Consider the following 25,788-nt stretch of genomic DNA (forward strand, 5'->3'; position numbering starts at 1 on the left):
GGTTAATCTTTTTATATCCGAATTAACAACCCTGAAGAGACGGCAAATTTTCAATTTGCGTCAACCAACCATCAAACAACCGGCATTGTTGACGAATAATGTCCAATCCAACTTCCAATGCAGCTAACGATCCGTGTATCGGTTTGTCATATTGTGGGTACAACCCGATTAGCCGTTTACTGGGTGCGGTGTTTGGACTGTCATTGATCTCTTCCGGCGACTTAAATTTATCGCGAATAGTCATTAACTGCTCCGCCAATCCTTGATCAAGAGTTTTCGCCAAGGCTTCGGGATCACTAAATAACAAGCCTTCAAATTCGTACATTTGCACATATGGCAAAAACCTAGAGGCAGCGTTTCCATCCAAATTTTCGCGTGCCCATTTCGATAACTCTTCAGTGATAAAACGCTGTTTATCGGTAATATTCTGTAATGAGTTTCCCTGTGCCTTTCCAGGAAAATTACTAGGCAAGCCGTAATAATCAAATAAAGTTGTGCAAAAGCACTGTTTTTCCTTGAGCAAACGTTCCCGAACATCGAGTTCGAGCCGAGCTAAATTAACGTTTCCGCCTTTGTGTCCTACTTTGCCGATACAGGAAGGCAACAGAATGACATTGCGCTCCAATAAAGCTGGATACAATACATGGCGAACAAATTCTTCTTCGGTTTGCCCCTCACAGATCACATGGACTCGGATCATCCCCGTCCCCCAAGCACATTTTTTTCCCAAAGGTCGCCGACCGAATATTCTTCCAACCACGCTTGAAAGTCAGCTTCGTTATGGCGGCGAAAGACGGTTAAGCCCTGTTCACGATCGACCACAATCAAATCATCGATCGAAAATTGATTTACCAGCGTTACCGATTGCGTAGACACAATGACTTGTCTGCGTTTGGACGTGGAACGCAGCATGGATGCCAAGAAGCCGATGGCTCTAGGATGTAATCCTAATTCCGGCTCATCGATCAGGATAGTTTCAGGCTGAAATTCTTCCGGTTGATTTAAAACGGTCGCCAGGCAAATAAATCGCAAGGTGCCATCTGAAAGCTGGTGTGCTTTAAAGGGTTTGTCTTCGCCTTTTTCAGTCCATTGCAGTTCGATAATCTCTGGATTATCCACGCTAGGGCGTAAATAAAAGTCGCCGAAGAACGGCGCGATGAATTGAATCAAACGCACGATACGTTGATAGGCATCGGGGAAATGCTTCTGCAAGCGGTAAAGAAACGCAGCCAAATTACGGCCATCCGCTCTAAGGTAGGCATTATCATTGAGACCATGGGGCGCTTTGACCAACGCCGTTTCGCCGGTATCGTGGAAATGATAAACCCGCCAACTTTTCATGATGGGCAGCAAAAAATCGTTTTGAATCGATGCATCATCCTTACACGCCGATTCAAAATTACCCGCATAATCGATACTCATCATGCTGTTAAACACAAAGCGTTCTTGGTCAAACATCAAACGGTTATCCAGTGTTGGCACCAAATTGAACAGATACGCATGGGTGCCAAAATAAAGACCCGCACTTAACTGTGCGGTCTTTTTCCGCCCGAAATGTAATATCGCGTCAGGTCCACCTTCTAGCCCTACATGACGCTGTAAGTTTCCCTCTATGATTTGTTGAATGAACTTAAAAAAGCCGATGAAGTTGGTTTTACCGGCCCCGTTAGGGCCAATCAATACATTCAGTTCTTTTAGTTCCAGGTCACATTCACCGATGGATTTAAATCCACGCAAAACTAAACGCGAAAGATGATTGGCGTTCATTGTGACTCCCTGGCTTTCTGTTTCTCGGCCAAACTCAAATGATGATCATTGATCCGGTCACCATTGAACACATGAAACCACGGCGCGGATTCCACATCCTTGCCGCGATCTTTGTCCCATTTGATGTTGGGTTTGTCGCGTAGGACACCTGCGCCTCGTTTACCGACATCGGGGACGGTCATGAAGGGGCGGATGTTGAGACGGACGCCGTCGTTGAGGTCGGGGTTCCAGCCGATGGGTTGCTGGTCCAGTGGTTTCCAGCGCACGAAGATGTCGTAGGGCGCTTCGCCTGACAGGATCAGTTCCAGCTTTTTCTTCAGACTTTCAGCGGCGGCGAGTTTTTCTTCCGCGCCGTCAATGCCCTTGGCAATGTCCTGTTTTTGGCGGCTGATCCAGTCGCCCAAGTAGGTGTAGATCAGGGTTTCCAGCAGTTTGGCATCAAATTTATGGTAATTGACCAAGGCGGCAAAGCCATCGCGCAGTCCATCCCAGATATGCCAGATGAACGGACGATGTTGGAACAGTTTGCAATGCTGGGTAAAGAATTTCTCACGCAGCCAGGTTTCCAAGGATTTACCAGCATGGTCAGCGCTGTTGAGCAATTGCGCTAGGATGTCGTTTGACCAGGCATCGCCATAAGCTGCGGCCAATAGATTTAGTAAACGGTCGGCAGCAGCGGCTTCACCGCGTACCGGTGGCAAACAAACGATGCCGTCTTCATCGGCATAGGGCAACAAGGCCTCGCAGCGTTTAACCCATTCACGTTGCTCATCGGCCAATTCCATTTCGGCATCCAACTCGGCAGGCCAGCGATAACCGAGTAGGCGGGCGATAGCGACTTGCAAAACCGTATCATCGGTGCGTAGCGAACCGTGGATTGTCCATTTGCTTTCCTCATCCCAAATCACAGAGCCGCATGGATGGCCATGAAAAATCGATTGGGTGGGATCGTTAGAATAGGGTTTCGGTAAACCATTTGGGTATTGTATTTCGGCAACATTGACCCAACGATCCAGATCAAAAGGAACTTTTGCAAGAGTGGCACTTGTGACACTCATTTTTTGGTCAATTTGACGAACCGCTTCGTTGTATTCTGGTGAAGAACAATAACACCATATAGCTGGCAAACTTTTTTCATCATTAGGAATAACAACAGCAGTGTTATTGTCAAAAGCGAACTTTGAGTAAAGCGTAACGGGCAAGCTACCCATTTGACTGATTAATAAGCCATGTCGCCCCCATGCACCTGTACCATCTTTCCTTGCACCCAATAACTCCAAAATTGATCCTTCGCCATTTTCCCATCGAAGAAGATACTCATTACCACCATAAAACTGAGAATTCTTTACGGTACCCTGAAAGGGAATCCATATATGCGATGTCTCTAAAATTTCCCAAAAGGAAAACTTCATTCTAGGTGTGTCACCGGATGTTAATCCATGATGGCTATAACCGTGTTTTTCGAATAACTCCCCCTCTTCAGCGTATTCTAATGAAACTCTGGAATCTGGATTCTCCAACTGCTTTGTCTGCCCAACGCTTTTAATTTCATATATCAGCAAGCCAGACGATTTTTCGGCAGCAGTACGCGGCTCAGAAACATCCACGCCACGAATTATATTCTTTGAAGAAGCAGGCATTAACAAATCAGAATTGCCCATATGACTTCGACTCAAAGTAATCAAGATTGCCTTAACGACTTCGCCACTGATAGTTTCAAATGCACCTGGTCCCAATCGAGCGATAAGATGCCAAGTATCGTTAATCAACAATTGTTCACGAAACTTTTTGTAACTGGTCAAAAACAGCCAGTTCTGTGGCAAGACAATGCTAGCCGTGCCACCTTGCACACACAGTTGCAAGCAACGATCCAGAAATACCGTTGCCAAATCGTTTTTCGCAGTCGGATAGTGCTGTTCACAAAAATCGCGCAGCCGTTCATCCTGCTTTCCGCGTGCCAGATACGGCACATTGGTGATCACCCATTGATATTGTCCAGCCAATAATGTGGCCGCTTTGGCCAAACCTTGGGCTACGACGCCAATTTCATGCTGTTCGTCGTTTTGTTCCTGATTCAGTGCCTGGTTTAAGGTTTGCGACAGTTGATTCCATTGCACCAGATTAGCCGCTTGGGTTTTTGCTGGATTCAGCAAACTGCCAAGGACAGGCGCATCCTTGAAAGTATCGTGCAACCAGTCGAGCGCGATGGTCAGATTTTTTTTGCCCAAACCCAGTTGTTTCCATTCTTCCTTGGCAACACTGACGGAAAGCCCAGTACAGGCAATGTGCAATTCCGGTAATGGCCTGTAACCGCCCGCATCTGGATAACGCCAGGCGGTCAGCGCCAAGGCAAATGCCGCCAGTTCCACGCAGCGCTGATCCAGTTCCAAACCATGCAGATTTTCGCTGAGTACGCGATCTACAGCTTCGCGAGCGGTCAAATTCTCCAAGGTCATACGCATCGGCACTAACATCAAAAACGCCGCGACCAAAAAATGACCGGAGCCGCAGCATGGATCAAGTGTCTTCAGATCGCTTAACTGCTTGGGCCATTGGTCGAAGGTGCCCGCTGCGGGGGTCCATGTTTCGTCTGCACTTTGTCCCTCTGCCGATTCACCAGCAGGTGTTTTGACAAAACGTAAATACTCCAACGGCACCCCAGGGATTGCCGCTTTCTGGCGTAACTCTGCTTCACTATGGGCGTATTTCAAATCGCTTTCGCTCAAACGCCGTGCCGCCCACCAGGCGCCCAAAGAATTGTCAAGCAGAAAGCTAACCATATACGGTTCGGTGAACAATTGGGTGACGGCTGGTAGTTCGCGCGCGCCGATTTTGACTTCCGATTTATTAATACGCTCTTTGTTATTGGCCTGCCAGAATTGGTACACCCAACCCAAGGAGTCGGATGCGGAAAAGGATTCCATCGGTAGCTCGGTGACCAAGCGTTCCAGTTTTTGTTGGTGCTCCGGTGGCAAGGTCAATTGCAAAACCGGCGAGTCGAGACGAAAAATCTGTGGCAGCATGCGGGCGGCAAAACGTGCGGCCAATTCCCAACCATTCGCCGCGCCTTCATCTGCGGCCAAGTCATCACATTCTGCCAAAGTAATCGCCACCGGCTCATCGGGGTCGGGATACATCAACAGATTGTTTTCTGCCAAGAAGCGAGCAAACAACATGCGATGCCAATGCTCGTAAGCCACTTCTTCAACCAAACGGCTGATATCTTGTAGGCCGTTAGCGTTGTGTTCGTCACCCAATTGGCGGCCATGAATGCGTAATTTACGCCGTAACTCCCGTTCGTTCTCAGTTAAGTGCGCGAATGGCTGCGCTTCACCGACGCCCAATTGCTCCAATGCGGCACGTGCTGCCGCTTCGGCGATGTCACGAGCGTCTTTGATGGTTTTTTCGAGACGGTTGCGTAAAGTCTTTTCCAACGGTTGCATGTTTATCCTTAAATTTTCGCAACAGGCCAAGCTGGAAAATTTTTATTCCAGCGTTCTAGATTGACAACGGTTGCGGATTTGGCCATTTCCCTTGTCCAACGCGGACCCGTTTGAGCCAAGGGTAACTGCTGATTAAGCTCTTTATGCATTCTTGAAACCAGCGCATTATCAAGTGTCAGCAAACATAGATAGCGAATCGATTTGTCGGTCTTGTTCTCTGCCCAACGATAGAGCCAACTATCTCGGTATTTATATTTAAGTGTCTCGCGCAAGTGATTGAAATATTCAAGTCGCTGTTTACGCTGATCTTCATTAACTGCGCCATTAAAGTCATAATCGTCGGGCGCATGAAAATCTTTTACTTCGACAAACAAATAGTCATTTTGCAGTTCCACAATTAGATCAACGGCTTTCATAGCATGGGATAAGCCATGGAAGTGGGGAGCTACTCTATTTTTTTCGTCAAAAACAAATGCATCTAAGGCATCAGTAAAATCAAAAGCGAATCCGTCTGCTTCAATCCTCATTTGCCTAGAGTCCCCATGGATTTTTCTATTTCACGATCAACGATGCCGCCAAAGGTATCGTCAATGGTATTGGGTGAAATGCTCAGATAATTATTGGTGGAAGTAACATCTACTTCATCATTATTTTCTTTATTACGGAATAAGCTATGGAATAACAATTTGTCGCTTGAGTTAGTTTGTAAATCAAATTCTTTGAGAATGATGTAATCATGAGTAGTAAGGAAAATTTGTACCCCCATGCGTTGGAGCTCTATCAATATTTCAACCACGGTACGCATGAGCTTTGGGTTGAGGTTAGTTTCGGGTTCATCCCAAAATAAAACCGAACCATTCAATAAGGTCCCATTCTGAATTAATACCCAAAGCAGCGCTAATTTACGAATACCCTCGGCAAGCAAAGTAAACTCCAACTCGCCTTGTTTGTTTTTTAAAAAAAATTCTTCATTTTTGCTGATGACTTTACCATCCATGGCACCTTGTAATATTTCCAGCAATTTTTTTCGTGCTTGATCGGCTTGTCCTTTCAGTGTGCCAAGAAAAGCACGATCAATAATATCCGCGTAAACTTCTTCAAAATGAATATTGCGCAGGCTATAGAGCGAGCGAAAGCCTGGCGCATTCGCCATCATATCTTTAACCGGTATGTAGACTGATTCTAAAGGATTCTCTTGCCATTGTTTGTAAGAGCCTGAAACCGTTGCCTTTTCTGGTATTTTGGTGTGGTTTGACAATGACAAGCGAATATGAATGGACTTATCTTGCTCTTTTAAGCGTCGATGAATCTCGACATAACCTTGTGTGCTGACAGAGGCGCGCTTTGCTAAACGACCGATTTGTCCCCCTGACGGTAAAAATACTTTGGCAATTTTATCGGCGAAATTTTTTTGGCTTTTGGAAATGTCGCAGGCTGAATAAGTTGCTTTCAATATATGAGTTTTTCCAGTGCCATTTTCGCCGACAAAAATATTAATGCCTTCAGAAAACTTAACTTCCAGCTTTTCAAAGGCAGTAAATTTTTCAAATTTGATTTTATCCAGCATTATTGTGACCTACTTAATGACAATCGGACCCAAAGACAATGCCGATTGTAATTGACTTTTGACTTCAACAATCCACGCGTCAATGTCCTCTTCGCTTTTAAGCGTTCGTCTTGGTACCTGAATGAATTGCGCCTGCGGTTCCAACAATTCGGCGGCATCCATGGCAACTTTGTCAAAGCGTGCCGGTAACGCTACGACACGATCCGTTAAACTCGATAATGGTTGTTTATCCAGTGTAGCGAGAATGGTTTCCGTAGACGCCAGATTAAATTCTGGTTGGTCTGACAGGGTTAACTTTTGCTCGCTCAGCAACTGGTTGCGTTGTTCAGGCTCCAGTTTTTGCCAGTTTTCGTCTTGCTCCAACCGTTGCATGCCTTGCTTATGGCGGCCTTCATACTCATGCTGCAAACGGTTCAATTCGTCACGCAATAACTGAGTAACGTTACTCAGTAATGGCGTGATGGCATCAGGTTCCAGTAAAAGCTGGCGTTGTTCTTCAATGGTTGTGATTTGAATCGACATCGCATCGATGTCCGGCAAACTCTTGGCATGCTGAGCCAATCGCTTCAATGTTTGCCAAGTTGGCCAACGTTGCTCAATTTGTTCGGCTGTTGTTGTCCACTGATCGATAATGGTCGGCAATTCATCGCGCTGGTTATAGATTGCCAACAATTGTTCGTTACCCGCAGTCAGGCGAATATCATCCAAGAATTGAGTATTTGGGCGCTCAGGCTTTGGCGCTTCACCACCGGCACGGTTTGCGAGTTCTTGCATTTTTTGCAAAAACGGCGGAATCACGGCCAATTCTTCGCCTTGCTTTACGCTCAAATCCATCTTTTGCAAGACTTTACGGATTTGAATACGCTGTGGCGTGGTAATGGTGGTTGCTTCGACTTTGAACAGCGCCTTACCGATGCTTTTTCGTTCGATCTCCTTAGGATCAAGGGTTTTGCCTTGCTCGTCTTGGGCTCTGATCAAGCCCGCAATCAGCAACACCTGCAAGCCACCATCAACTGTATCCCGCGACCAGCCATAGGGTGATGATTCGAATTGAGCACGTAAATCCGCGCCTTTTTTGCCACCGGCAATGGCACTCAGTAACAGCTTACAGACCGGATTTTTGGCTGCTTCATCTTCAAAGCCAACCGCTTTGAGTGCATCTGGCGCGCCTTTTTGGGCTTTTTCATAGACCTTTGGCCAGCCAATATGATCGCCTGTGGCGAATTGCGGATATAGGCGCTGCAAGGCATTGGTAGCAGCTTCATTCACCATGTCTTGCAAATCATTGCCGACTATTTCATTACCACCGCCCTGAAATACCCGCGCCCCTGAAAATGCTTCGTCCAGCAATTCCTTGATTTTGCCTTCGGCGGTTTGTTTGGTGGTTTCCATGGCTGCCCTGGCTTCCGTGCCTTCCGGTGTATTGGGCACGCCGCGTTTATCCAAGGTTGCCGTGGCTGCTTTGTATTCGATCAGGTAATGACGCAAGTCATCGGCAGAGCGCTTGGGGATATAGACGAACAGTGTCGGCGATTGGTTGCCCGCCTGTCTGGCATCGACACGCACGGAATTTTCATCGAGACTCCAGCCATCACGCACCCACAGGTAAATTTTTTGTGCGGCATCGTTAGGCAGTTGGCTATCAAACAATGGAAAAATATCGCGACTGACTTTGGATTGACCATGCAGTAATGACAGCTTTTTAACGATTTCACCGAATTTTTTCCGAATTCGGTCATCACGCTCCGCTTCGATACGGTGTGCCTCGTTAGCCAAATTGGAACGTTGGCTTAGGAACTCGTCATTCCATGCGGCACTTTCTTCGGTCTGAATACGATATTCATCACCGACTTTCATCAATAGCTCGCATTTATCGAGCAAGCTTGGCAGCTTACTGCGCAGGCTACTTGAGCCTTCGGCGATATTTTCAACCAATAAGTCGGCAATGGAATCAATGGTTGCGCGAATGCCGATTTCGTTATTACTGCCAGAAAGTTTGTTGACGAGAAATACCAGTCCACACGCTCTGGCCATCAAACGTTCAGTCTCCGAACCTTTAGCCCAGGTCATGGTTTTTTCATGGACTTTGCGAGGCAATATTCTTGCCTGCAACAGCTTATCTGCCGAATCAAAATACAGATAGTCAGCGGGTACCATATGGCCAAGCGAATCATCCAGATTGGTTTGAATGACTTTATGAATCATGCTGAGCTGATTACGCAGCTGGCTATCCGTGCCTGTCTGGTCAAGGACGCGCAGGGTATTTTCCCAAAACCGCCGACGTACCGGCAAAATAGGATAATCCTGAGCGAAATAGGGAATGTCGTCTTGCTTATGTCCAATGGTCGTTCCCGCAAGATGCCTTGAAATCTCGCCGAGATTGGTCTGCATGATTTGTTCGATAGGCGCTTTGGCTTCCGGCTTTTTAGCCAAAATCACTTGTCGAATAACCGCATCTACGTCGGCATCTGAAAGCTCAACCCGAATGGTAAAACGACCTTCCAATTTCTTGAGGTTACTGGTACCGGTCACGGCGGTTTGCCCCGTACCAATAAACAACAGTTTGCCGCCAATATTCTTACAACACGCTTCTACGACTTCTTGCACATCAATAGAGCGCTGACTGTCTTCACCGATGTATTGTTGAACCTCATCCAGCACGACTAAAGTCAGCGGAAATTTTCCCTCTTTGGTTAACGCCTGCTTGATGGCTTTTAGCATTTCGTCACTGGTTACATCAGAGACGTTCGGGTAAAGCTGAGGCAGAATTTCTACGGCGCTTAATGAAGATGAAAATATGGTGGGCTTAACTTTGCACAGTGCGGCATAAAGTCCTTCAGCGACATGAAAATTGTCCAATTCCTCATTCCAGTCAAAACCATTGGCTTCAACTTCATGTCGAATTTGGTCATAAATCCCTTCATTGTTCAGCCACATGACGAAACGGGCTACAGGATATTGTTCCGGTAATCCTACAGATTTAAAGATGATGCGGAGTAGCGCCAATCGAACACTACCACTGGCTCCTGCGCCCAACGTGCCAGAGGCTGCGTGGAGTCCACCATGGCGTTTGGCTTGGGTGCTGAGTTCTTTCAATCCATCACGAATCGATATTGGCAAGTTTGCAATGCCGCGAGCAGTGGCTCCATCGCTAAAAACAGTGTCTACCCAAAGTGCGCGTAGCATTTTGACCAAATGGGATTTACCTGAACCGTAAAAGCCACTGACCCAGACGGCGGGTTGCTGAGCTTGCTCGACGTTTTTTAGGTAGGTATCAAGAATATGCGCCATCCCTGCTTCGTACTGTCCGTCGCAGACGAAGGTTTCCAATTCGTATCGCAATACTGCTAATGCTTGCTGGGTTTGTTCATCATTAACACTAGCGACACCTTCGTTGACCAATTTTCGACTAACGGGGTCTTTTTGGTAAATATCCCGATTTTGCATGCTAATCCTCTTAAATTTCCTTGTCTGCGGTAATAGGTACGGCTAGATAATTCCAGCCATCGTAACCATCTAATAATCTGTAATTGTTGTTTTCGTAGCTGCCCGGAAAAAACACCAGTAGCCGACCGTGTACCTGCGGCGCAAGCTGGTCAACCACATCTTTGACTTTTAGAAAACCAAATAAAGAGCCGACGCCTTTGATGGCCACCACTGAACTGCCATCGACTTGCTGATCGATCAAAAATTGTCCAAACCGTTGATCAATAAAATCCATGTATTTGGGAAGCAAGTTCGATAGCAGCGCAGGCTTTTGAAAATAGCTATTGGCATAGCGCTGTGGTTTCAACCATTCTGCAAAAGTATCGGTTAAATCGAAAAGAGCCCAATCATGGCCAGCTTGTTTCGTGACAATCTCAAACTCATCAATTTTGGCTCTGATGGTGCGTTCTTCTGTTTCTGGATAGACACAAAAGATCACACGCTGAGCCGCTGCCGCATCATCACGCCATGGAATTGAAATATATTTGTTGTAGGAGTTCAGTAAACGTTTAACCTTGCTCACGCAGCCATTCCATTTCTTGTTTGGTCAATAAATTGGGAAACACCACTTCGATGGTTTTACCAACACGTTTGAATACGATCCAACCTCGACGAGACGCTTCTTCGGCTAGTTCGATCGCTTGGTCATTTGAACAGTCAAGTAATTTGACAAATTCGGTCTGAAATAAAGATTCTCCACGTTCACCAATCAAATACCCCAGAAACAAAGCAAAGGAAACGCTGCCTGAAGTGGCCTGTGCCTTGGTTCTAATTTTTCGAACCCTACCGGTTAAATGTCCGGTTTGAGTCCATGATGAATTGACATTCTGTGCTACTGATTTGAGTGTGGCGGGACTAAATCGGTCCGGATGTAAGTTGTCGATAAATAGCTCTAACTGTTCTCGATCAACAGCCGAAGCAACTTTTAGATCGAGGATAAAAGGCGCGGTGCCACGCAATATAGAATCTCTACAAAAGGCACATAGCAAGGCTAATAGTGGACGGCTGCTAGTGTCTCTACTCCAAAAGTAACTCATCACCCGAAAAACAGTCACTGAAGGGTCTAGCGCATAAAGTTTGCCCAGGTCGCGATAGGTTATTTTTCGATTTGCGAGGGTTCGTTTGTTTAAACAGTTATCATCTATGATGGCTGAGACATAGCTTAATTTGTCGGCATCAGGATTATCAACATACGCCAACAACGCAGTTAGTTCCTCTAGCATCAGCGTCCGCGACGTGTGTGCTCCCGCTCGATCATAATCAATCCCAAATCGAACCATCGGCTTAGTTTGCAATGTGGCAATTTTGTCAACCAACCTATCTTTTTTATGCATCATTAAAAGGGCAATTTAGTCTGGATTAGCTACAAGATTGACACCATCAGGTGAACGATATCCCGGTGCGAGTACAGCATTTTTGACGCCGTATAAGGCCAAATGATTACGCAGCCACAACCGGTATTCATGTCCACGCAATGAATGATCTGGAGAGCAATCAACACTCCACTTGCGCAAAAAATATCCTGCAACAGCGGCTCGAAGATTCATCGGCAGAACACCGTTTCGCATCGCGTAATCCATTTCTGTAATCACTGGATGTGGCTGATCCGGGTGCGGAACCAGCTCAAGCTCTACGATACGATTCCATTGAATGTCTTGATCCCGCATCTCCTGAGGCAAAACTTCGTCATTGATGAAGGCAACGGGCTCTTTGACTCTGGTAAGGACAAAATCCCGGAATTCTTGGCTTTTTCGGTCAAAAGCACGAACATGCCAACGCAAACCGTTATCAACCAGTGCAAAGGGAACAATTTGTCGTTCAGTCTTGCCGCTTGTGATGGAGTAGTAGTGAATGCCCAGTGGATATGACTTGTGTATTGCTCTAGTCACATGGGCTAAAACATCCATGTCCGCTTGATTGATACGAGAGGACACTTCACATGGGAAGTTAGCCGTTGTAACGATCGGCTCACTGTCCCCATAGCCAAGCGATAGCCATGCCAGCACTCGCTCCGTTGAAAAGGGAAAGACAGGTTTAAAGTCCTTTCCGAGCAGATAGGATTTAGCGTTAGCGTTGTACTGTATGTTACTTTTCGCTAATTGTTTGTAAACGGCGAGATCACGCGTTGCCGCAGCAGTCTGTATATCAAACCGATTCACCAAATCCTGTCGGCGAACGTCACCAAAGAACCTAAGTTTAAGCTCTATGAATGCAAGTCGATCCCTCTGTGGCTGCGTAAGATCGGTGATCTGACTGATTGACATTGTAGTTTTATTGATGGCGACACGCATAAGAATGACGTTTGCCACCAGTATATTAGTCGTACTAGAATGTGTCTACTGGCTATTTGTAATTCAAGATCATCATCAAAATGATCGCAATGATTTCCTATGTTCAGCAATCACACCGAGCTGACTATCGGTGACGGAAATGTGCTGAACATTATGTTTCTATTCAATAACTTATCAGGAGATGTGTATGGGATTTTGGCACACGGGATATATTGAACATCATGAGTTTTCAGGATTTGAAAGTCCATTCCATCCTCAACCAATCGTATACCAGTGCCAACATTGCAATTTCAGCACCACGATTTTTGAAGACTTTCGACGCCATCGATTTGAAGCACATCCCTACACTAGACCATCTTTATTTATTGGCAATACTGAGTTGGGAAGTACGACATTTAGAATCACAAGCCCCTTATCAGCTGATGAAATAAAAGTTGATCATTGCATACGCGCAGCAATCAACGGTCAACCCGTATCAATTGAAAATTTAGGTGCTACGCTATCAACAATCCATAATGACACGATCAGCATTGATCTAGAAAACAATAAAGTTAAAGCAACTTTCAAAATTCATTTTGAAATTGCTGACGAGAATGATTTGGTGCAGGTAGAGAAAATTTTTTACGAAGTCGCGCGCGGTCGTCGTTTAGATATGCGAGCCATTGAGCATTTTATTCATGCATCTAAACCTTTTCGTACTGCAATGGGCTATTGCGATGGGATATGTGAGTATTTTTTTGGCGTACTTGCAAAAGAGGATTCGCCAGAATCCAGTCTTCCTTATGATGCTTACCGGAAAAAATTTAACCGTGCAGTCGATCAATTAAAAAACTTTGATCGCCCATTGGCCAATGTATTGATTGCTTTGATTTCATTTCATTTTAATCACTTCAACGAAGCGCAGACTAAAGCAGGTTTATCTAGGGTTGGTTTAGCCGCTAGTCGCTATTTTAACTGGCTCTCTCTGACAAATACAACGAATAAGACTGATTTTGATCAAAGTTACACTACTCTAGAGCAATTAGTCACCGATTTTGATTCAGAGCAAATTATTCGTTGGAGTATTATGGATAGTAAACAACTTTTACAGCACAAAGATGAAATCGTTTTTTTTCTTAAAGGCAACCTTCCAGAGTTTGACAAAACAAAAGGTCACATATTACTGAGTGAATTAGCTCTTGAAATAGGTGATGCTGAGTCTGCTGTATATTATGCTAGAGATTATAGAAACAGTCCGACTATAGGCGGATGGGCGGAAAATATTATTGAACGAAGTAAAAATATAGGTTGAATCAATGTCTAAAGATGAAGTGCCAATTTTTAATAAAACCACTGGTAAAAAGTCCAGCGGCAAATCAGCAAGTTTTCTAAATCAAAAAAAAACATTCACTACCAATAGAGCCAACTCAATACCAAAGAGTCAAGATGATATTAGAGAACCCATAGAAAGCGAGTCAATATCTGGTCATGCAAATAAAGTTCAAGATGAATCAGGTGATAATAATAAATCAAAGAGATCATCAAAAATAGAAATTCATAGCTTATCTGAATTTATCGAATATGCTTATATACGCAAAGGACAGCGTATATCAGGAACATTCAATAAGGCTGAGAAAGCGATTTGCCAAGATTATCTAGTCTCTCCAGAAAAAATGGCAAAGCTCTTAGATTATGCGAATAGCGATGTTTTATTAGCTGTACCAAAAGAACTTTTGCTCATAAGTCGTGAAATTGTAGGTTACCCTAGGGTAAAAAGTGAAATTAGAAGCTTTGTAGAAAAAGTTTTAAAAAGGCACTTCCTCTTCGCTGAAGAGGAGTTGTCTTTGGTGCTAAATAATCATCCTCATGCGATTTCTCCAGAAGATGCATTGAACAAGTTGGCAAAGGCTGAATTACCTAAATCTGAAAACTCGACTGAGAATTCCAACACAAAAAGCTTGAATTTAGAGCAATTGAAGATAAATGCCGTTTATTGCCTCGCCACATGGCTTGTTGAAACAAGGTCATATTCAATTGAAAAAATAATGCAAATGATCTACTCAGCTTTATGGAAATCCAGCATTCCTGAATCTCTAGATGATACGGAGAAATTAAAGACTTTAACAGAAATAGATAACATTAAATCGGCTGGATTTATTTATTCTACTTTGAAAAAAGAAGCCGAAAGAAATGCCGCATTAACAGAAAAAGCGCTTCGCGCTCAAGAAAGTCTCGCTGAAGAACTAAAAACTTTGAATGCAGAAATTGAAAATTTAAAACTCATTCAGAGTGAAAAAGACAGCAAGATTCAGAGATTAACTGATGCCTTAGAACTCGAAAAGAATGCTCATACTCATGCTCGTATTCACCTAGGTGATGACAAGGAACAACTTCGGACTCGCTTATTAAGAAGATTGAAAACGGAAGCAAACCTACTTCAAGAAGGATTGCATGCTTTACGCCGAGACCCACCGAAAATTCATGTAATGGATGATCATGCTGAAAGAGTATTAGATGGGTTATTTAAAGAAATCAAAGAACTAGAATCTGAGGATTAAGAATGAGCGTGGTTGGTTTTGATTTTGGTACGACTAATAGTTTAGTGTCATCAATCCAAGGCAATAGAGCTATAAATTTTTTGGACGATGAGGGATTGCCTATTCCTTCTGTTGCATGTTACGAAGGAAACAAGATCATCGTTGGGCGTGAAGCTAAACTAAGGCTTGGCGAATCTGGCTTAGGTATAAAAGGAAACGTTGTTAAATCGCCAAAAATACTTTTGGGACAAGATTCGGTATTTGTTGAGGGGGTTGAAAGAGACCCCATTGATATCGTCGCTGATGTTGTGAGATTTGTTGCAAAACAGGCAGAAGACAGTAGCCGTAGCCGAAGAGGTGATTCATTAAATAAAATTGAGCGAGCCGTTGTCACAATACCAGTCGATATGGATGGTCGCCGCCGTGCTGCTTTACGTGACGCATTTCGTTTAAGTGGTATTAATATCGTGCAGTTTGTACACGAACCACTTGCTGCGCTTTATGGATTCTTTCGTAACCAAAATGATATTTCAGCCACACTCCGAAGCTACGACAAAAAGCTAATTCTCGTTTTTGATTGGGGCGGCGGCACGTTAGATTTGACTCTTTGCCGCTTAATTGATGGGATGTTAGTTCAGATTCAGAATGATGGGACTTACGATGTTGGTGGCGACATGTTCGATGAAATGCTTGCTCAAGAAATTGAACGGCGAGTTCTTCAAAATATGGATGATGCTGAGGCTGCACAGATTTTAATGGATGCCAAAACTAGGCTCATACATCGCTGTGAACGAGCAAAAATTGACTTATCAACACGCGACAAGGTCCAACTTTATATTCCGAATTTCTTTAGGGGTTCTAAGAATGATGAACTAGATTATTCTCTAACCCGCGATGAGATGGAAGAAATCATCGCGCCATTATTAGACAATGGCTTAAATCGGATAACAAAACTTCTCGAATCTGCACATGTATCGCCAGCGCAAATTTCATTATGTCTTGCAACTGGTGGAATGGCCAATATGCCAATCATAAAAGCGCGGTTGCACGAATGGTTCGGAGCTCAAAGAGTACAGGTATCTGATCGAAGCGGTACGTTGATAGCAGAGGGAGCTGCTTGGATTGCCCATGATGAAGCGCAATTACAAATAGCCAAAAAAGTAGAGCTTTTGTTAGCTCGTAATTCCTATATGTCGTTGATTGAAGCTGGTTCAATTATGCCGAAAGAAGGCGAAACCAAAGCGGATCAATTCCACTTATATTGTGCAGACCCTAGAGATGGTTATGCAAAATTCCAACTTTCTGCGCCAGTTCGACCTGGCAAAAATGTGTTACCTAATGACGATAGAAATACGCTTGCAAACCTAGTTGTGAAAGTAGATAGTAAAGCTCGGCCATTTCAAGAAAGACTTGAGCTAGATGTAGAAATTGATGAAAACTTGATATTAACAGCCAAAGCTAGGTCTCTCACTAAGAAATATTTGGCTACTACCGAAGTTCATGATTTGGAGTTTGGATTATATTTTCCAACTGATTATACAAAACAAGGAGTTTTGGATGACATTAATTATGAATCAAAACTGAAAAACCACAAACAAGGTAGCCTAATATTTCGATCAAACATAGTGGCATCAAATAAACACAAAATAGCTATCCCTGGTGAGTTACTATATCAAATCGAACCTCACTATTTTGATTATCGCTTGGACCCACCCTCAATCCAAGTAGAAGAAAAGCTTTATTACCAGCCTTGTGCTATTTGCCACAGAGCATCAAATGACCCGTTATGTAATTGTTCATCAAAGCTCTGATAATATCCAAAATAATTCATCTGCCAAAATTTTAAAGTTTTGAAAAAAATTTAAACCAAACGCCAAAGTAATTTATGTAATATTGACTGTCTGCAATTTCTCGGTGATTGATGGAGCATACATCTGAAAAACTACGCGCGAAGTGTCTATGTCTAGGCATAGGCACTTCGCGCCAAGATAGACTCAAACTCAATAAAATTGGCATGTACAGGCCGGATACCGAAGTTCGCTTACGCGGCATAATAATTATTTCAAGCAGACGACATTTGACATGGAACAAATAGCGGTTTTTCAGCTAAACAATATTGAACACTGCCGGAGAAGACTCTTGAGGAAAATTGCAATTTTATTTGCCGGACTATCAATTGGTGGATGTACATCCGTCACAGTTAAACCGCTAGATGCATCCTATGATGTAAAGCGTATCTGTATAAGAGAGAATCCGAAAGTGGTTATCGCTGAGTTAGTGCCGGTCATCACGGATGGCCTAGCTCGCCACCACATTGAAAGCGAATTTGTTCCATCGCAGTTGGACAAAGTTAAACTCCAAAATAGCGACGATGGTGATGAAATGGATCATTACTATATGAACATTACACCAGCACCCGATTCATGTGATTTTAGCTTAACCTATACCGCAAGGCAGTCTTGGGATATAGGGACTTATCTATCGACAGCGGACATTGAGATATCAAACAAAACTGGGGTTATCGCAACAGCGAATTATCATCTAAGGAATAAAGGCGGATTATCGTTTTTTAAATGGCAAGGAGTAAAAACGAAAATGGAGCCTGTTATAGATGAGTTGCTTCAGTTTTATAAATAGGCTTATTACCGATAACCGGGAAAATTAGGCCAAATTTTTATTCACCAGCGTAGGCTATCGTTAAGTGCGCTAGAAATTTAGGGCGATATTTGCGCTGGAACAGTGAAAACTCGGCTACCGAGGACATGGCTCGATGTCATGTTGGGCAAAGTTTTACCGGATGTTTATTAGCCCGCTCGACTTCGTCTTTGGTGACAAAACCAACTTCCTGCCCCTGCAAATCGATTCGTGCGGCACCGGCAACCAGGCATTCAGCATACCGTTTACCTTTAGCCCATTTTTTCAAGGCCGCGCGTATCTCATTTGCAGTAAGACCAAGCGCTTCGGCTTGCTCAAGTAAATCTTTATGAACCCCAATTTTTAACGGCACCTTTGCATTCGGTTTTTTGGGAAAAGCCAGCGGAAAATGTTTTTGCAGCAAACCAATTGTCCGTAATACAGGGTCAACTGGATACAGTTTGTTATTTGCAGAACCGCGTTTTTGTTTTTCGGCTTCTTTTCTAGCGGCTGCTTGTTTAGCTAAATCTTCTTTCAAAGATGCGAGTTGTTCAAATCCCATAGATGTCAATAGTTGAGTGGAAATAATGAATACTTTGGTTATGGCCAGGAGTGTTTAATAAAGGGCACCAACGCAATCGACATATGTCATGTAAATTCGGGTATCCAATTCTAGCTGGTGATAGTTAGGCTCAATATATTCACATAACTTATAGAAAGCCTTATTGTGTTCTTTCTCTCGTAAGTGAGCCAGTTCATGCGCAACGATCATGCGCAGGAATTCCAGTGGTGCTGATTTAAAGACTGCGCCAATCCGTATCTCGTTTTTAGCTTTAAGTTTGCCGCCCTGGACTCTCGATACAAACGAATGGAGACCGAGTGCTTGGTGAAGCACATCGATTTTGTCGTCGTACACGATTTTGCTGATTGGGCTTGATTGGCGGAGATACTGGTTCTTTAGTTCCATGACATAAGCATAGAGAGCCTTGTCGGTTTTAATTTCATGCGTGGCAGGATATTTTTTTAAGAGCACGGCTCCCAGTTTTTCTGTGTCAATCAGCCGCTGAACTTGGTCGGTGATGGTGGTTGGATAACCGGATAAATATCGTAATGTTTGCATTCCAGACGAGTGCTAAGGGTAATGTCGAAGCGGGTTAGCATTGAGGCAACGTCTTTCCACCTTGCTCAACAATCACAGCATTTTTCAGCAAATCGGATGTCGCAGGATACCGGTCATACAGATTGCCTATGCTCCGATAGTAATCTAGCATACTAAATGGTTGTGCTGCCTGTTGCCGAACGTATTTGACCAACATTGATCGAAAATCCGGCGACACGGTCACCATCCGTAAGCCCCGAATGATTTTGCTATCAGGATCAACCAATACTAAATTGAATGGGAGATAAGCGTAACCTTCTTCGATAGTCTCTTCGCCCGCAAGATGAATGGTAAACGCTAAATCTGACCAATCCAGGAAACCCTCTATTTTGAACAGAAAGAACAACACGTTTTCTTCTGAATGTAAGGCAAACGAGGTTGTGCCACTTAGAAAGGCATTGATTTCGCCAGGGGTAGCCGAAAAATTGAAGGTCAAAAGCGGTGTGCCACCCGCAAGCATAATGCTCATGCCCGCATCGGGTATGTCATGATCGAAGCGTTCGCCGACGCAGAGTTTTAGAAAATCCATGAAACCGGCAGGCTGATTTGTTTTTTAGGCAATTTGAAATATTGATCGGTCACATCAACTTCAACTCGATTATACATTGCGCCAGGATTCCAGGCTGATTAGAACCGAAATACCGACTCATTTCAGATCGATGCTGCTTGTAGCATGCTAGCCAAACGCTTCACACCAGGACCTGCAAAGTCTGAATGAGGCATAATCAGATATAGCGGTATCTCTAGAATCCCGCCTTCTTGCAAGGGTAAGGGCTTGAGTAGCCCCGTCGCCAATTCGTTGCGGATATGCTCTTCCGGCAACCAAGCAAAGCCATAGCCATTTGAAACGGCTGCAATTGACGTAGCAATATGACTGACCGTCCATCGCTGATTCACTTCAACGGTTACCGCCCTTTGATCCCGTTTGTTGCCGGAATCGCGGACCACAATATGCCGATAGTTTCGTAGATCGCGATACGTTAATGCCTGCGGTTGATGATGCAAGGGATGGTCGGCATGCGCGACGGCTAATAGCCGCACCTGCGTCAACACGTCACCCAAAAAGCCAGGCGGCACCTGCGGCGAAATAGCCAAATCAACTTGCCCGCTCAATAACGCATCGGCAGTGCCACCTAATACCGACTCGATCAGCTCGATGCGCGTGCCGGGGCTTTCCTGTCCAAACTGATCCAAGCAAGCCAGCAACCGAGCCGATGGATACAGGATTTCAACCGCAAGGGTTATGGTGGCTTCCCAGCCTGCCGAAAGCTGATGCGCGGCTTGCTCCAGTTCATTGGCTTCATTCACCAAGGCCAATGCACGCCGATACAGCATCTGCCCGGTTGGCGTCAGCATGGCTTTGCGTCCCTGAATCTCAAAGGCTTTGACGCCGAGCAGGGTTTCAATTTTCTGCACGGCATAGGTCACTGCCGATTGGCTTTTATTGAGCTTTTCCGCAGCCTGGGCATAACCGCCCGCATCGACTACTTCGATCAAGGCTCGCCATTGTTCCAGCGTAATGTAGGGACTCACCATAACTTATCTAATAAACTAATAATTATGAGTCAATAATTATACTTTTTTATCGACCAGTTAACGCTTTAAATAGCGCCATCGTCACTCATCAAGGAAAAAGACCATGACCACTTTGCTGAAAATACAATCGAGCCTGTTCGCGTCTGAAGGGCAATCGAGCCAACTAAGCAATGAATTTGTCGCCGCTTGGCAGCGCAATCACCCGGAAACGCAAATCAAAGTGCGCGATCTGGCGCAAGAAACCTTGCCGCATCTGGACGCCGAAATCGTTGCCGCATTTTTCACACCCATGGAAACCCGGACGGCGGTGCAACAAAAGCGGGTCGATATATCGGATCATTTGATCCATGAACTTAAACAATCGGACATCCTGGTGATCGGTGTGCCCATGTACAACTTTGGCATTCCGTCGACGCTCAAGACCTATTTCGATCACATTGCCCGTGCCGGTGTGACGTTTCGTTACACGGAAAATGGGCCGGAAGGTTTATTGACCGGCAAGAAGGCATATATCTTCGCTACCCGTGGTGGTCAGTACGCGGGGACGGCACTGGATAGCCAAACAACCTATGTCAGGGATTTTCTGAATTTTCTCGGCATCACAGACATTGAATTTGTTTACGCCGAAGGCTTGAACATGAGCCCCGACACCAAAGCAAAAGCCTTGGCGGATGCCAGAGTTAAATTGCAGGAATTGGCTGCGCGAAAACCGACCCCAGAAAACTTGATGTGAATTCGGACCAACCGATTTTGAGTGTACTTTTCCATAACCGCAGGAGCTTTACCATGAAACCTACCGTCTTATTGCCGTTAGCGGCTTTATTTTCCACTCCAGTATTGGCCGCGCCGGACACTTTCGTGATCGACGGCTCGCATACCTTGCCGCGATTTTCGTACAGCCATTTTGGCTACTCTACCCAGCTCAGCCGCTTCGATAAAACCACGGGTAAGATCGTCCTGGATCGCCAGGCCAAAACCGGTTCGGTGGATGTGACTGTCGATACCACGTCGGTCAACACCGGCTCTGCATTGTTCAATGAGCACATTCAGGGGGTCGATTTTCTGGATACCGCTCACTATCCAAGCATGACTTTTAGTTCCAACAAGCTCCATTTCGAGGGTGAAAAGCTGGTCAGTGTCGAAGGTACACTGACCCTTAAAGGCATCAGCAAGCCGGTCACGCTGACGGTAACCTCATTCCAGTGCATGCCGCATCCGATGCTGAAGAAAGATGCTTGCGGCGCGAATGCCACCACGATGGTCAAACGCACCGATTTCAATATGGGCAAATATGCCCCGAATGTCGGTGATGAAGTGACCGTGACCATTCCGGTCGAAGCCGTCAAAGAATAAGTCGCTGCGCACATTGACGCAGATGGCTTTGTTGCAACAATGAATCAGGGCAATGGTTTTTGCTATCGCCCTGAAAAGATAAGAGGTTCACATGAAAACTCGCTCCCTTCAACAAACCATTCCCTCGATCGCCACCTCAGACGGTGGTGGTGTCAAACTGCGTCGTAGTTTGGGACAAAACCAAACCTTGCGCGTCGATCCCTTTTTGATGCTCGATGAATTTTCCTCGGCCAACGCCGACGACTACATCGCCGGATTCCCCAGCCATCCACACCGGGGATTCGAGACCGTGACCTATATGCTGGATGGCCACATGCTGCATGAAGACCATCTGGGTAATCAAGGCGATCTAAAAAGCGGCGGCGCGCAATGGATGACGGCGGGACGTGGCATCATTCACTCGGAAATGCCGCAACAAGAGAGCGGACGCATGCGCGGCTTCCAACTGTGGATCAACTTACCGGCCAAAGAAAAAATGAAGCCCGCGCGCTATCAGGATATTCAGCCCGATGAAATTCCGCTACGGGCTCTGCCGGACGGCGGCGAAGTCAAAGTGATTGCGGGTTGTGCCGAAATCTATGGTCACGCCATTCATGGCCCGATCCAAGGCTTGAGCACGCAACCGTTATTTCTGGATGTCAGACTGCCCGCGCATAGCCGTTTTTCCCTGCCCATTGCCGAGGCGCATAACGCTTTTGTTTATCCCTACGAAGGCAAGATTGAAATCGGTGCAGCCGAGCAGCTTCGTGCGCTGGCCTCGCAAACGGCGGGCGTGTTGTCCGAAGGTGAGCAAATTGAGATTCACACCACCGATCAGTCCGCTGCTTTTCTACTACTGGCTGGCCGCCCCTTGCGGGAACCCATTGTGCAATATGGGCCGTTTGTGATGAATACGCGCGAAGAAATCGATCAAGCGCTGAGCGACTACCGCAATGGGCAACTGGTATGAGCGATGATTCAATCTTGAGTCCTGTGTTGTTCATACCCCATGGCGGCGGCCCTTTACCGCTGTTGGGTGACCCAAGGCATCAGCAATTGGTCGATTTTCTGCAAGGTGTTTCAGCCAGAATACCCACACCATCGGCGATTTGCGTCATTAGCGCGCATTGGGAAGCATCCGTCGCGACCATCACCCGTGGCGCCTCGCCGTCCTTGATCTATGACTATACGGATTCCCCGATGAGGCCTATGCCATCCGATATCCAGCATCCGGCTCACCCAGCTTGGCGGACAAGATGTTTGCCGCCTTGCAGCAAAGCGGCATTCCTGCGCGATTGGACGAGCAGCGCGGCTTTGATCATGGCTTATTTGTGCCGTTAAAGTTGATGTTTCCAGATGCTACGATTCCCTGTGTTCAGTTATCCCTGTTGAGCAGTCTCGATCCTGCCGCTCACATAGATATAGGTAAAGCGCTACGGCAATTACGCCGGGATAATCTGCTGTTCATCGGCTCAGGGTTTTCCTTTCACAATATGCGAGCCTTCTTTACCGGCAATCAAGGTTTGGATAAGCAAAATGCGGCCTTTGAAGACTGGTTGATTGACACCTGCACCAAGCAAACCCTGTCATTCGATGAGCGGACTTCACGGTTGATAGCTTGGGAACAAGCACCGTTCGCGCGTTACTGTCATCCCAGGGAAGAACATCTGTTGCCGTTGCATGTATGTGCGGGTCTTTCCAATGAAGCAGCGGAATTAATATTTGATGGCAACGTTTTGGGCAAAAAGACCAGTGGTTTTATCTGGCATCGTTGATTACTATCAAATATTGACACAATTCCAGAGTATTGATAAAGACAGTGACATGCAGCAGTCCATCACGTATTGCCCATCGTCGATGCTACAAAGCGTTTCGATGCATCCATTCCTAGTCCTAACGGAATGGCCAAAGAAACGTCGAAATCACCAGCATGGCTGAATTCACCAATTGATGCTTGGATAGATGAAAGCCGAGTTTTTTAAAACTCTAACATCATAATGTGTCTATGGCTTATTTCGCTTACAGTCACGAAATCCCAACGCTCAAAACGCTTTCGATGTTTAGTGCTCACCAGGCAGCGACCTCGTGAGAAATTGCTTCTCATCCATTCTATGCGAGTACCTTCCAATGCTGAGCCAACGCCTTTTCCGCGATGGTCTTTATCCACCGCCATCATATAGAGAATATGGGTATCTGAAGCCCAGTCAGCGGCTTTGATGCCACCCACGCCAATCAGCACTCCATCACGATCATAAGCGCCGAAAAACTTTCGGTAAAATGGCAGTGTATCTATCGCCACGATCTCAGTTTCTAATCGGCTTTTTTCGTATCGATCAGATTCGCTTGGGCAGTTGAACGATAGCAGATTGACCGCCGCAGATACTGCGAGCGAGCTGGTCTCTAATGCACGTATCGTGTACGTTTTCATTGGTACAAAAAACCAGCATCGGCTTTTAACCGAGCGCTAATTCATGCTCGTCAAGGAACGAGTTTTCTTTCTCGAAATCGTTAGGCTTGGAATGGGTTTTTCCCGCCAAAATCTCCTGCAATTCACGAGGGAGCGTTAATTCAAATCCTAAATGGAAATATTCGGTATCGGGTTCATTCGCCAAAACACTATAACCGATTAGTTCTTTAATCTTGTCTAACAAAACAACAACCAATGTAATTTCACATCAAACGCTCAGTCTAGAGCGGAGTCATGACAGAAATGTGACAAGCTCATTTCGTCATTCCCATACACTATAATCGACTAGATTTGCTTGGCGATTTAACCCGACTCTTACTAGCGACATGCGGGAGCCATTTCAGTTAGGGCATTCCAAATGGTTTGGCGCATCATTACACCAGCCCGATTGTTTTGAATAATTCATGGTGAAATGGAACATGCTAGGTTCTGGTTTGTTCAGGCAACAACGCTTTGAACTTGCCAATATCACTGGCATGTGGCCGAGTCGCCGCAATGTCTGGTAACCCAGTTAAAAAGATCACCTCTGTTCGTGCATCTAGATAAGCTTCGAAAATATATTCGTGCCAATAGCAAGGCGATAAACCATATTTCATCAATTGATCGAGATTGCTTGCAGTGGTTTTGGATTTTTTGCCTGTTATCGTTCGCTGTAAATAGGCCAACCAGTCATTTTTATCGGTTTGCTGCAATACATAAGGGGTGATAAACACGATACTGTAATCGAACATGCCAAATAGCGGTGGCAATACCCTTGCAAACCATAACTCTCCAAGCCGATTGCCTTGATAGCCTGCCGGACAAATGCACTGGATGGTGTCTTCTTGGCCAATTTCTTTCAACAACACCCCATCATGATTTCGCCCCATGAATTCGTACATCCCCATACGAGACTGTTGCATGGCTTGGATAACCTCTACCATTTGCTTATCCAAGCCAATCAGATGCGAAAGATCAAGCACAATCGTTGTTAGGGTTTCCTTATCAAGGCCAATAGCCAGGTCAAACAGCAACCAACAATTAAAATAGCTGGTTGTCAAAGGACTCATCGGTGGCCCACCAGGCATATAGTCTTCATCTGCTTTTGCGAACACATCCCAAAAACGATTGAGAGAAGGTTCTGGCATCTCTTGCAAACTCTCGGTTAAAACCGATAGCAGGTTTTGAGCGTGAATATAAACGGCATGCAAGGGATCACGACCGTCTTTGATATTTTGTTCGGTCGTTTTGATTTGACTGAATAAGGTTTCAGCCTCTTGCTTGGATTGGCGATAGCTTGAAAAGTCGACGACTTTGCTAGACTGGGCTTTACTCAAGCGCTTGGCGATTTTACTGGCAATTTTTCTCATTGTTGAAAGATAGATTTTTTATTTTTTGTCATACAAAGCCCAAGGATGCGTTAACCGTACTTGTTGGTCAATCAACCGGAAGACAGAAACAAAAAAGGCCTAGTTTTTATGCATCCGCGTAAGCTATCGAGAGCGAACTGGATGGGCCAATATTTCGTTCAAATAGCGACGGCTTGGCTATTAGAAACATCGTTCGCCGTCAGGTGAAGCAAAGTTTTAAAGCCCAATCAATGAATTTGAA

Annotated in this window: 24 protein-coding genes; 8 read left to right on the top strand and 16 right to left on the bottom strand. The window is 45.3% G+C overall.

Annotated features, from left to right (window positions below; genetic code table 11):
• Positions 1-22: 22 nt before the first annotated feature.
• From ACWAU0_RS19875 to ACWAU0_RS19915, 9 genes are read right to left on the bottom strand one after another with little or no spacing between them, the layout of a single operon-like run.
• Entirely contained in the window at positions 23-700 is a 678-nt protein-coding gene (locus ACWAU0_RS19875) for a DUF4276 family protein (protein ID WP_458137669.1), read from the bottom strand.
• Positions 697-1,767, bottom strand: a complete 1,071-nt coding sequence (locus tag ACWAU0_RS19880) for an AAA family ATPase (protein WP_458137670.1) — start codon at positions 1,765-1,767, stop codon at positions 697-699. The genes ACWAU0_RS19875 and ACWAU0_RS19880 overlap by 4 nt, the downstream gene beginning before the upstream one ends.
• Complete coding sequence (locus ACWAU0_RS19885; RefSeq protein WP_458137671.1) at positions 1,764-5,210, bottom strand: Eco57I restriction-modification methylase domain-containing protein; 3,447 nt, start codon at positions 5,208-5,210, stop codon at positions 1,764-1,766. Before ACWAU0_RS19885 ends, ACWAU0_RS19880 begins: the two co-directional genes overlap by 4 nt.
• 8 nt (positions 5,211-5,218) lie before the next feature.
• Positions 5,219-5,737 carry a hypothetical protein gene (locus tag ACWAU0_RS19890; protein ID WP_458137672.1) on the bottom strand — a complete coding sequence of 173 codons (519 nt, stop codon included), beginning with the start codon at positions 5,735-5,737 and terminating at the stop codon, positions 5,219-5,221.
• A complete protein-coding gene (locus tag ACWAU0_RS19895) occupies positions 5,734-6,777 on the bottom strand; it encodes an AAA family ATPase (RefSeq protein ID WP_458137673.1) in 1,044 nt (347 codons plus the stop codon). The genes ACWAU0_RS19890 and ACWAU0_RS19895 overlap by 4 nt, the downstream gene beginning before the upstream one ends.
• Positions 6,778-6,786: 9 nt before the next feature.
• A complete protein-coding gene (gene brxC / locus ACWAU0_RS19900) occupies positions 6,787-10,224 on the bottom strand; it encodes a BREX system P-loop protein BrxC (protein WP_458137674.1) in 3,438 nt (1,145 codons plus the stop codon).
• Positions 10,225-10,234: 10 nt separating this feature from the next.
• Positions 10,235-10,786, bottom strand: a complete 552-nt coding sequence (locus ACWAU0_RS19905) for a BREX protein BrxB domain-containing protein (RefSeq protein WP_458137675.1) — start codon at positions 10,784-10,786, stop codon at positions 10,235-10,237.
• Complete coding sequence (locus ACWAU0_RS19910) at positions 10,773-11,600, bottom strand: hypothetical protein (RefSeq protein WP_458137676.1); 828 nt, start codon at positions 11,598-11,600, stop codon at positions 10,773-10,775. Before ACWAU0_RS19910 ends, ACWAU0_RS19905 begins: the two co-directional genes overlap by 14 nt.
• Positions 11,601-11,612: 12 nt before the next feature.
• Positions 11,613-12,554 (bottom strand): WYL domain-containing protein, encoded by a 942-nt coding sequence (locus ACWAU0_RS19915; RefSeq protein WP_458137677.1) that lies wholly within the window; start codon positions 12,552-12,554, stop codon positions 11,613-11,615.
• Between the two features lie 187 nt (positions 12,555-12,741).
• Between ACWAU0_RS19915 and ACWAU0_RS19920 the strand changes: the two genes are divergently transcribed.
• The 4 genes from ACWAU0_RS19920 to ACWAU0_RS19935 all read left to right on the top strand — a co-directional run bounded on the left by ACWAU0_RS19920 (position 12,742) and on the right by ACWAU0_RS19935 (position 17,707).
• Positions 12,742-13,845 carry a hypothetical protein gene (locus tag ACWAU0_RS19920; protein WP_458137678.1) on the top strand — a complete coding sequence of 368 codons (1,104 nt, stop codon included), beginning with the start codon at positions 12,742-12,744 and terminating at the stop codon, positions 13,843-13,845.
• A gap of 4 nt (positions 13,846-13,849) precedes the next feature.
• Positions 13,850-15,091: a hypothetical protein gene (locus ACWAU0_RS19925; RefSeq protein WP_458137679.1), complete on the top strand. Its 1,242-nt coding sequence runs from the start codon at positions 13,850-13,852 to the stop codon at positions 15,089-15,091.
• A gap of 2 nt (positions 15,092-15,093) precedes the next feature.
• A complete protein-coding gene (locus tag ACWAU0_RS19930) occupies positions 15,094-16,881 on the top strand; it encodes an Hsp70 family protein (protein ID WP_458137680.1) in 1,788 nt (595 codons plus the stop codon).
• A gap of 271 nt (positions 16,882-17,152) precedes the next feature.
• A complete protein-coding gene (locus ACWAU0_RS19935) occupies positions 17,153-17,707 on the top strand; it encodes a hypothetical protein (RefSeq protein ID WP_458137681.1) in 555 nt (184 codons plus the stop codon).
• Between the two features lie 136 nt (positions 17,708-17,843).
• Here ACWAU0_RS19935 and ACWAU0_RS19940 read toward each other — a convergent pair whose 3' ends face one another.
• From ACWAU0_RS19940 to ACWAU0_RS19955, 4 genes are all read right to left on the bottom strand, one after another.
• Positions 17,844-18,266, bottom strand: a complete 423-nt coding sequence (locus ACWAU0_RS19940; protein ID WP_458137682.1) for a ProQ/FinO family protein — start codon at positions 18,264-18,266, stop codon at positions 17,844-17,846.
• Between the two features lie 54 nt (positions 18,267-18,320).
• Positions 18,321-18,824: a M48 metallopeptidase family protein gene (locus ACWAU0_RS19945; protein WP_458137683.1), complete on the bottom strand. Its 504-nt coding sequence runs from the start codon at positions 18,822-18,824 to the stop codon at positions 18,321-18,323.
• A 34-nt stretch (positions 18,825-18,858) separates the two neighbouring features.
• Entirely contained in the window at positions 18,859-19,392 is a 534-nt protein-coding gene (locus ACWAU0_RS19950; protein WP_458137684.1) for a hypothetical protein, read from the bottom strand.
• A gap of 122 nt (positions 19,393-19,514) precedes the next feature.
• Positions 19,515-20,399: a LysR family transcriptional regulator gene (locus ACWAU0_RS19955; RefSeq protein WP_458137685.1), complete on the bottom strand. Its 885-nt coding sequence runs from the start codon at positions 20,397-20,399 to the stop codon at positions 19,515-19,517.
• Positions 20,400-20,502: 103 nt separating this feature from the next.
• Here ACWAU0_RS19955 and ACWAU0_RS19960 point away from each other — a divergent pair, with 103 nt between their 5' ends.
• The 4 genes from ACWAU0_RS19960 (at position 20,503) to ACWAU0_RS19975 (ending at position 23,506) form a co-directional block, all read left to right on the top strand.
• Positions 20,503-21,132 carry an FMN-dependent NADH-azoreductase gene (locus ACWAU0_RS19960; RefSeq protein ID WP_458137686.1) on the top strand — a complete coding sequence of 210 codons (630 nt, stop codon included), beginning with the start codon at positions 20,503-20,505 and terminating at the stop codon, positions 21,130-21,132.
• Positions 21,133-21,185: 53 nt separating this feature from the next.
• Entirely contained in the window at positions 21,186-21,752 is a 567-nt protein-coding gene (locus ACWAU0_RS19965) for a YceI family protein (protein ID WP_458137687.1), read from the top strand.
• A gap of 91 nt (positions 21,753-21,843) precedes the next feature.
• Complete coding sequence (locus ACWAU0_RS19970) at positions 21,844-22,701, top strand: pirin family protein (protein ID WP_458137688.1); 858 nt, start codon at positions 21,844-21,846, stop codon at positions 22,699-22,701.
• A gap of 286 nt (positions 22,702-22,987) precedes the next feature.
• On the top strand, positions 22,988-23,506 hold the full coding sequence (locus tag ACWAU0_RS19975; protein ID WP_523070826.1) for a DODA-type extradiol aromatic ring-opening family dioxygenase: 519 nt from the start codon (positions 22,988-22,990) through the stop codon (positions 23,504-23,506).
• A gap of 203 nt (positions 23,507-23,709) precedes the next feature.
• Here ACWAU0_RS19975 and ACWAU0_RS19980 read toward each other — a convergent pair whose 3' ends face one another.
• The 3 genes from ACWAU0_RS19980 to ACWAU0_RS19990 form a co-directional block, all read right to left on the bottom strand.
• Positions 23,710-24,159, bottom strand: a complete 450-nt coding sequence (locus ACWAU0_RS19980; RefSeq protein WP_458137690.1) for a GNAT family N-acetyltransferase — start codon at positions 24,157-24,159, stop codon at positions 23,710-23,712.
• A 25-nt stretch (positions 24,160-24,184) separates the two neighbouring features.
• The gene (locus tag ACWAU0_RS19985; RefSeq protein ID WP_458137691.1) at positions 24,185-24,382 is read right to left on the bottom strand and encodes a hypothetical protein; all 198 of its coding nucleotides are present in this window, start codon (positions 24,380-24,382) and stop codon (positions 24,185-24,187) included.
• A 238-nt stretch (positions 24,383-24,620) separates the two neighbouring features.
• Positions 24,621-25,547: a hypothetical protein gene (locus ACWAU0_RS19990; protein WP_458137692.1), complete on the bottom strand. Its 927-nt coding sequence runs from the start codon at positions 25,545-25,547 to the stop codon at positions 24,621-24,623.
• Positions 25,548-25,788 lie beyond the last annotated feature (241 nt).

It is taken from the genome of Methylomonas sp. Uni0009, assembly GCF_054188105.3.

Coding starts and splice junctions, on each gene's coding strand:
- ACWAU0_RS19875 (WP_458137669.1), bottom strand. CDS start 700: ATGATCCGAGTCCATGTGATCTGTGAGGGGCAAACCGAAGAAGAATTT.
- ACWAU0_RS19880 (WP_458137670.1), bottom strand. CDS start 1,767: ATGAACGCCAATCATCTTTCGCGTTTAGTTTTGCGTGGATTTAAATCC.
- ACWAU0_RS19885 (WP_458137671.1), bottom strand. CDS start 5,210: ATGCAACCGTTGGAAAAGACTTTACGCAACCGTCTCGAAAAAACCATC.
- ACWAU0_RS19890 (WP_458137672.1), bottom strand. CDS start 5,737: ATGAGGATTGAAGCAGACGGATTCGCTTTTGATTTTACTGATGCCTTA.
- ACWAU0_RS19895 (WP_458137673.1), bottom strand. CDS start 6,777: ATGCTGGATAAAATCAAATTTGAAAAATTTACTGCCTTTGAAAAGCTG.
- brxC (WP_458137674.1), bottom strand. CDS start 10,224: ATGCAAAATCGGGATATTTACCAAAAAGACCCCGTTAGTCGAAAATTG.
- ACWAU0_RS19910 (WP_458137676.1), bottom strand. CDS start 11,600: ATGATGCATAAAAAAGATAGGTTGGTTGACAAAATTGCCACATTGCAA.
- ACWAU0_RS19915 (WP_458137677.1), bottom strand. CDS start 12,554: ATGCGTGTCGCCATCAATAAAACTACAATGTCAATCAGTCAGATCACC.
- ACWAU0_RS19920 (WP_458137678.1), top strand. CDS start 12,742: ATGGGATTTTGGCACACGGGATATATTGAACATCATGAGTTTTCAGGA.
- ACWAU0_RS19925 (WP_458137679.1), top strand. CDS start 13,850: ATGTCTAAAGATGAAGTGCCAATTTTTAATAAAACCACTGGTAAAAAG.
- ACWAU0_RS19930 (WP_458137680.1), top strand. CDS start 15,094: ATGAGCGTGGTTGGTTTTGATTTTGGTACGACTAATAGTTTAGTGTCA.
- ACWAU0_RS19935 (WP_458137681.1), top strand. CDS start 17,153: ATGGAACAAATAGCGGTTTTTCAGCTAAACAATATTGAACACTGCCGG.
- ACWAU0_RS19940 (WP_458137682.1), bottom strand. CDS start 18,266: ATGGGATTTGAACAACTCGCATCTTTGAAAGAAGATTTAGCTAAACAA.
- ACWAU0_RS19945 (WP_458137683.1), bottom strand. CDS start 18,824: ATGCAAACATTACGATATTTATCCGGTTATCCAACCACCATCACCGAC.
- ACWAU0_RS19950 (WP_458137684.1), bottom strand. CDS start 19,392: ATGGATTTTCTAAAACTCTGCGTCGGCGAACGCTTCGATCATGACATA.
- ACWAU0_RS19955 (WP_458137685.1), bottom strand. CDS start 20,399: ATGGTGAGTCCCTACATTACGCTGGAACAATGGCGAGCCTTGATCGAA.
- ACWAU0_RS19960 (WP_458137686.1), top strand. CDS start 20,503: ATGACCACTTTGCTGAAAATACAATCGAGCCTGTTCGCGTCTGAAGGG.
- ACWAU0_RS19965 (WP_458137687.1), top strand. CDS start 21,186: ATGAAACCTACCGTCTTATTGCCGTTAGCGGCTTTATTTTCCACTCCA.
- ACWAU0_RS19970 (WP_458137688.1), top strand. CDS start 21,844: ATGAAAACTCGCTCCCTTCAACAAACCATTCCCTCGATCGCCACCTCA.
- ACWAU0_RS19975 (WP_523070826.1), top strand. CDS start 22,988: ATGTTTGCCGCCTTGCAGCAAAGCGGCATTCCTGCGCGATTGGACGAG.
- ACWAU0_RS19980 (WP_458137690.1), bottom strand. CDS start 24,159: ATGAAAACGTACACGATACGTGCATTAGAGACCAGCTCGCTCGCAGTA.
- ACWAU0_RS19990 (WP_458137692.1), bottom strand. CDS start 25,547: ATGAGAAAAATTGCCAGTAAAATCGCCAAGCGCTTGAGTAAAGCCCAG.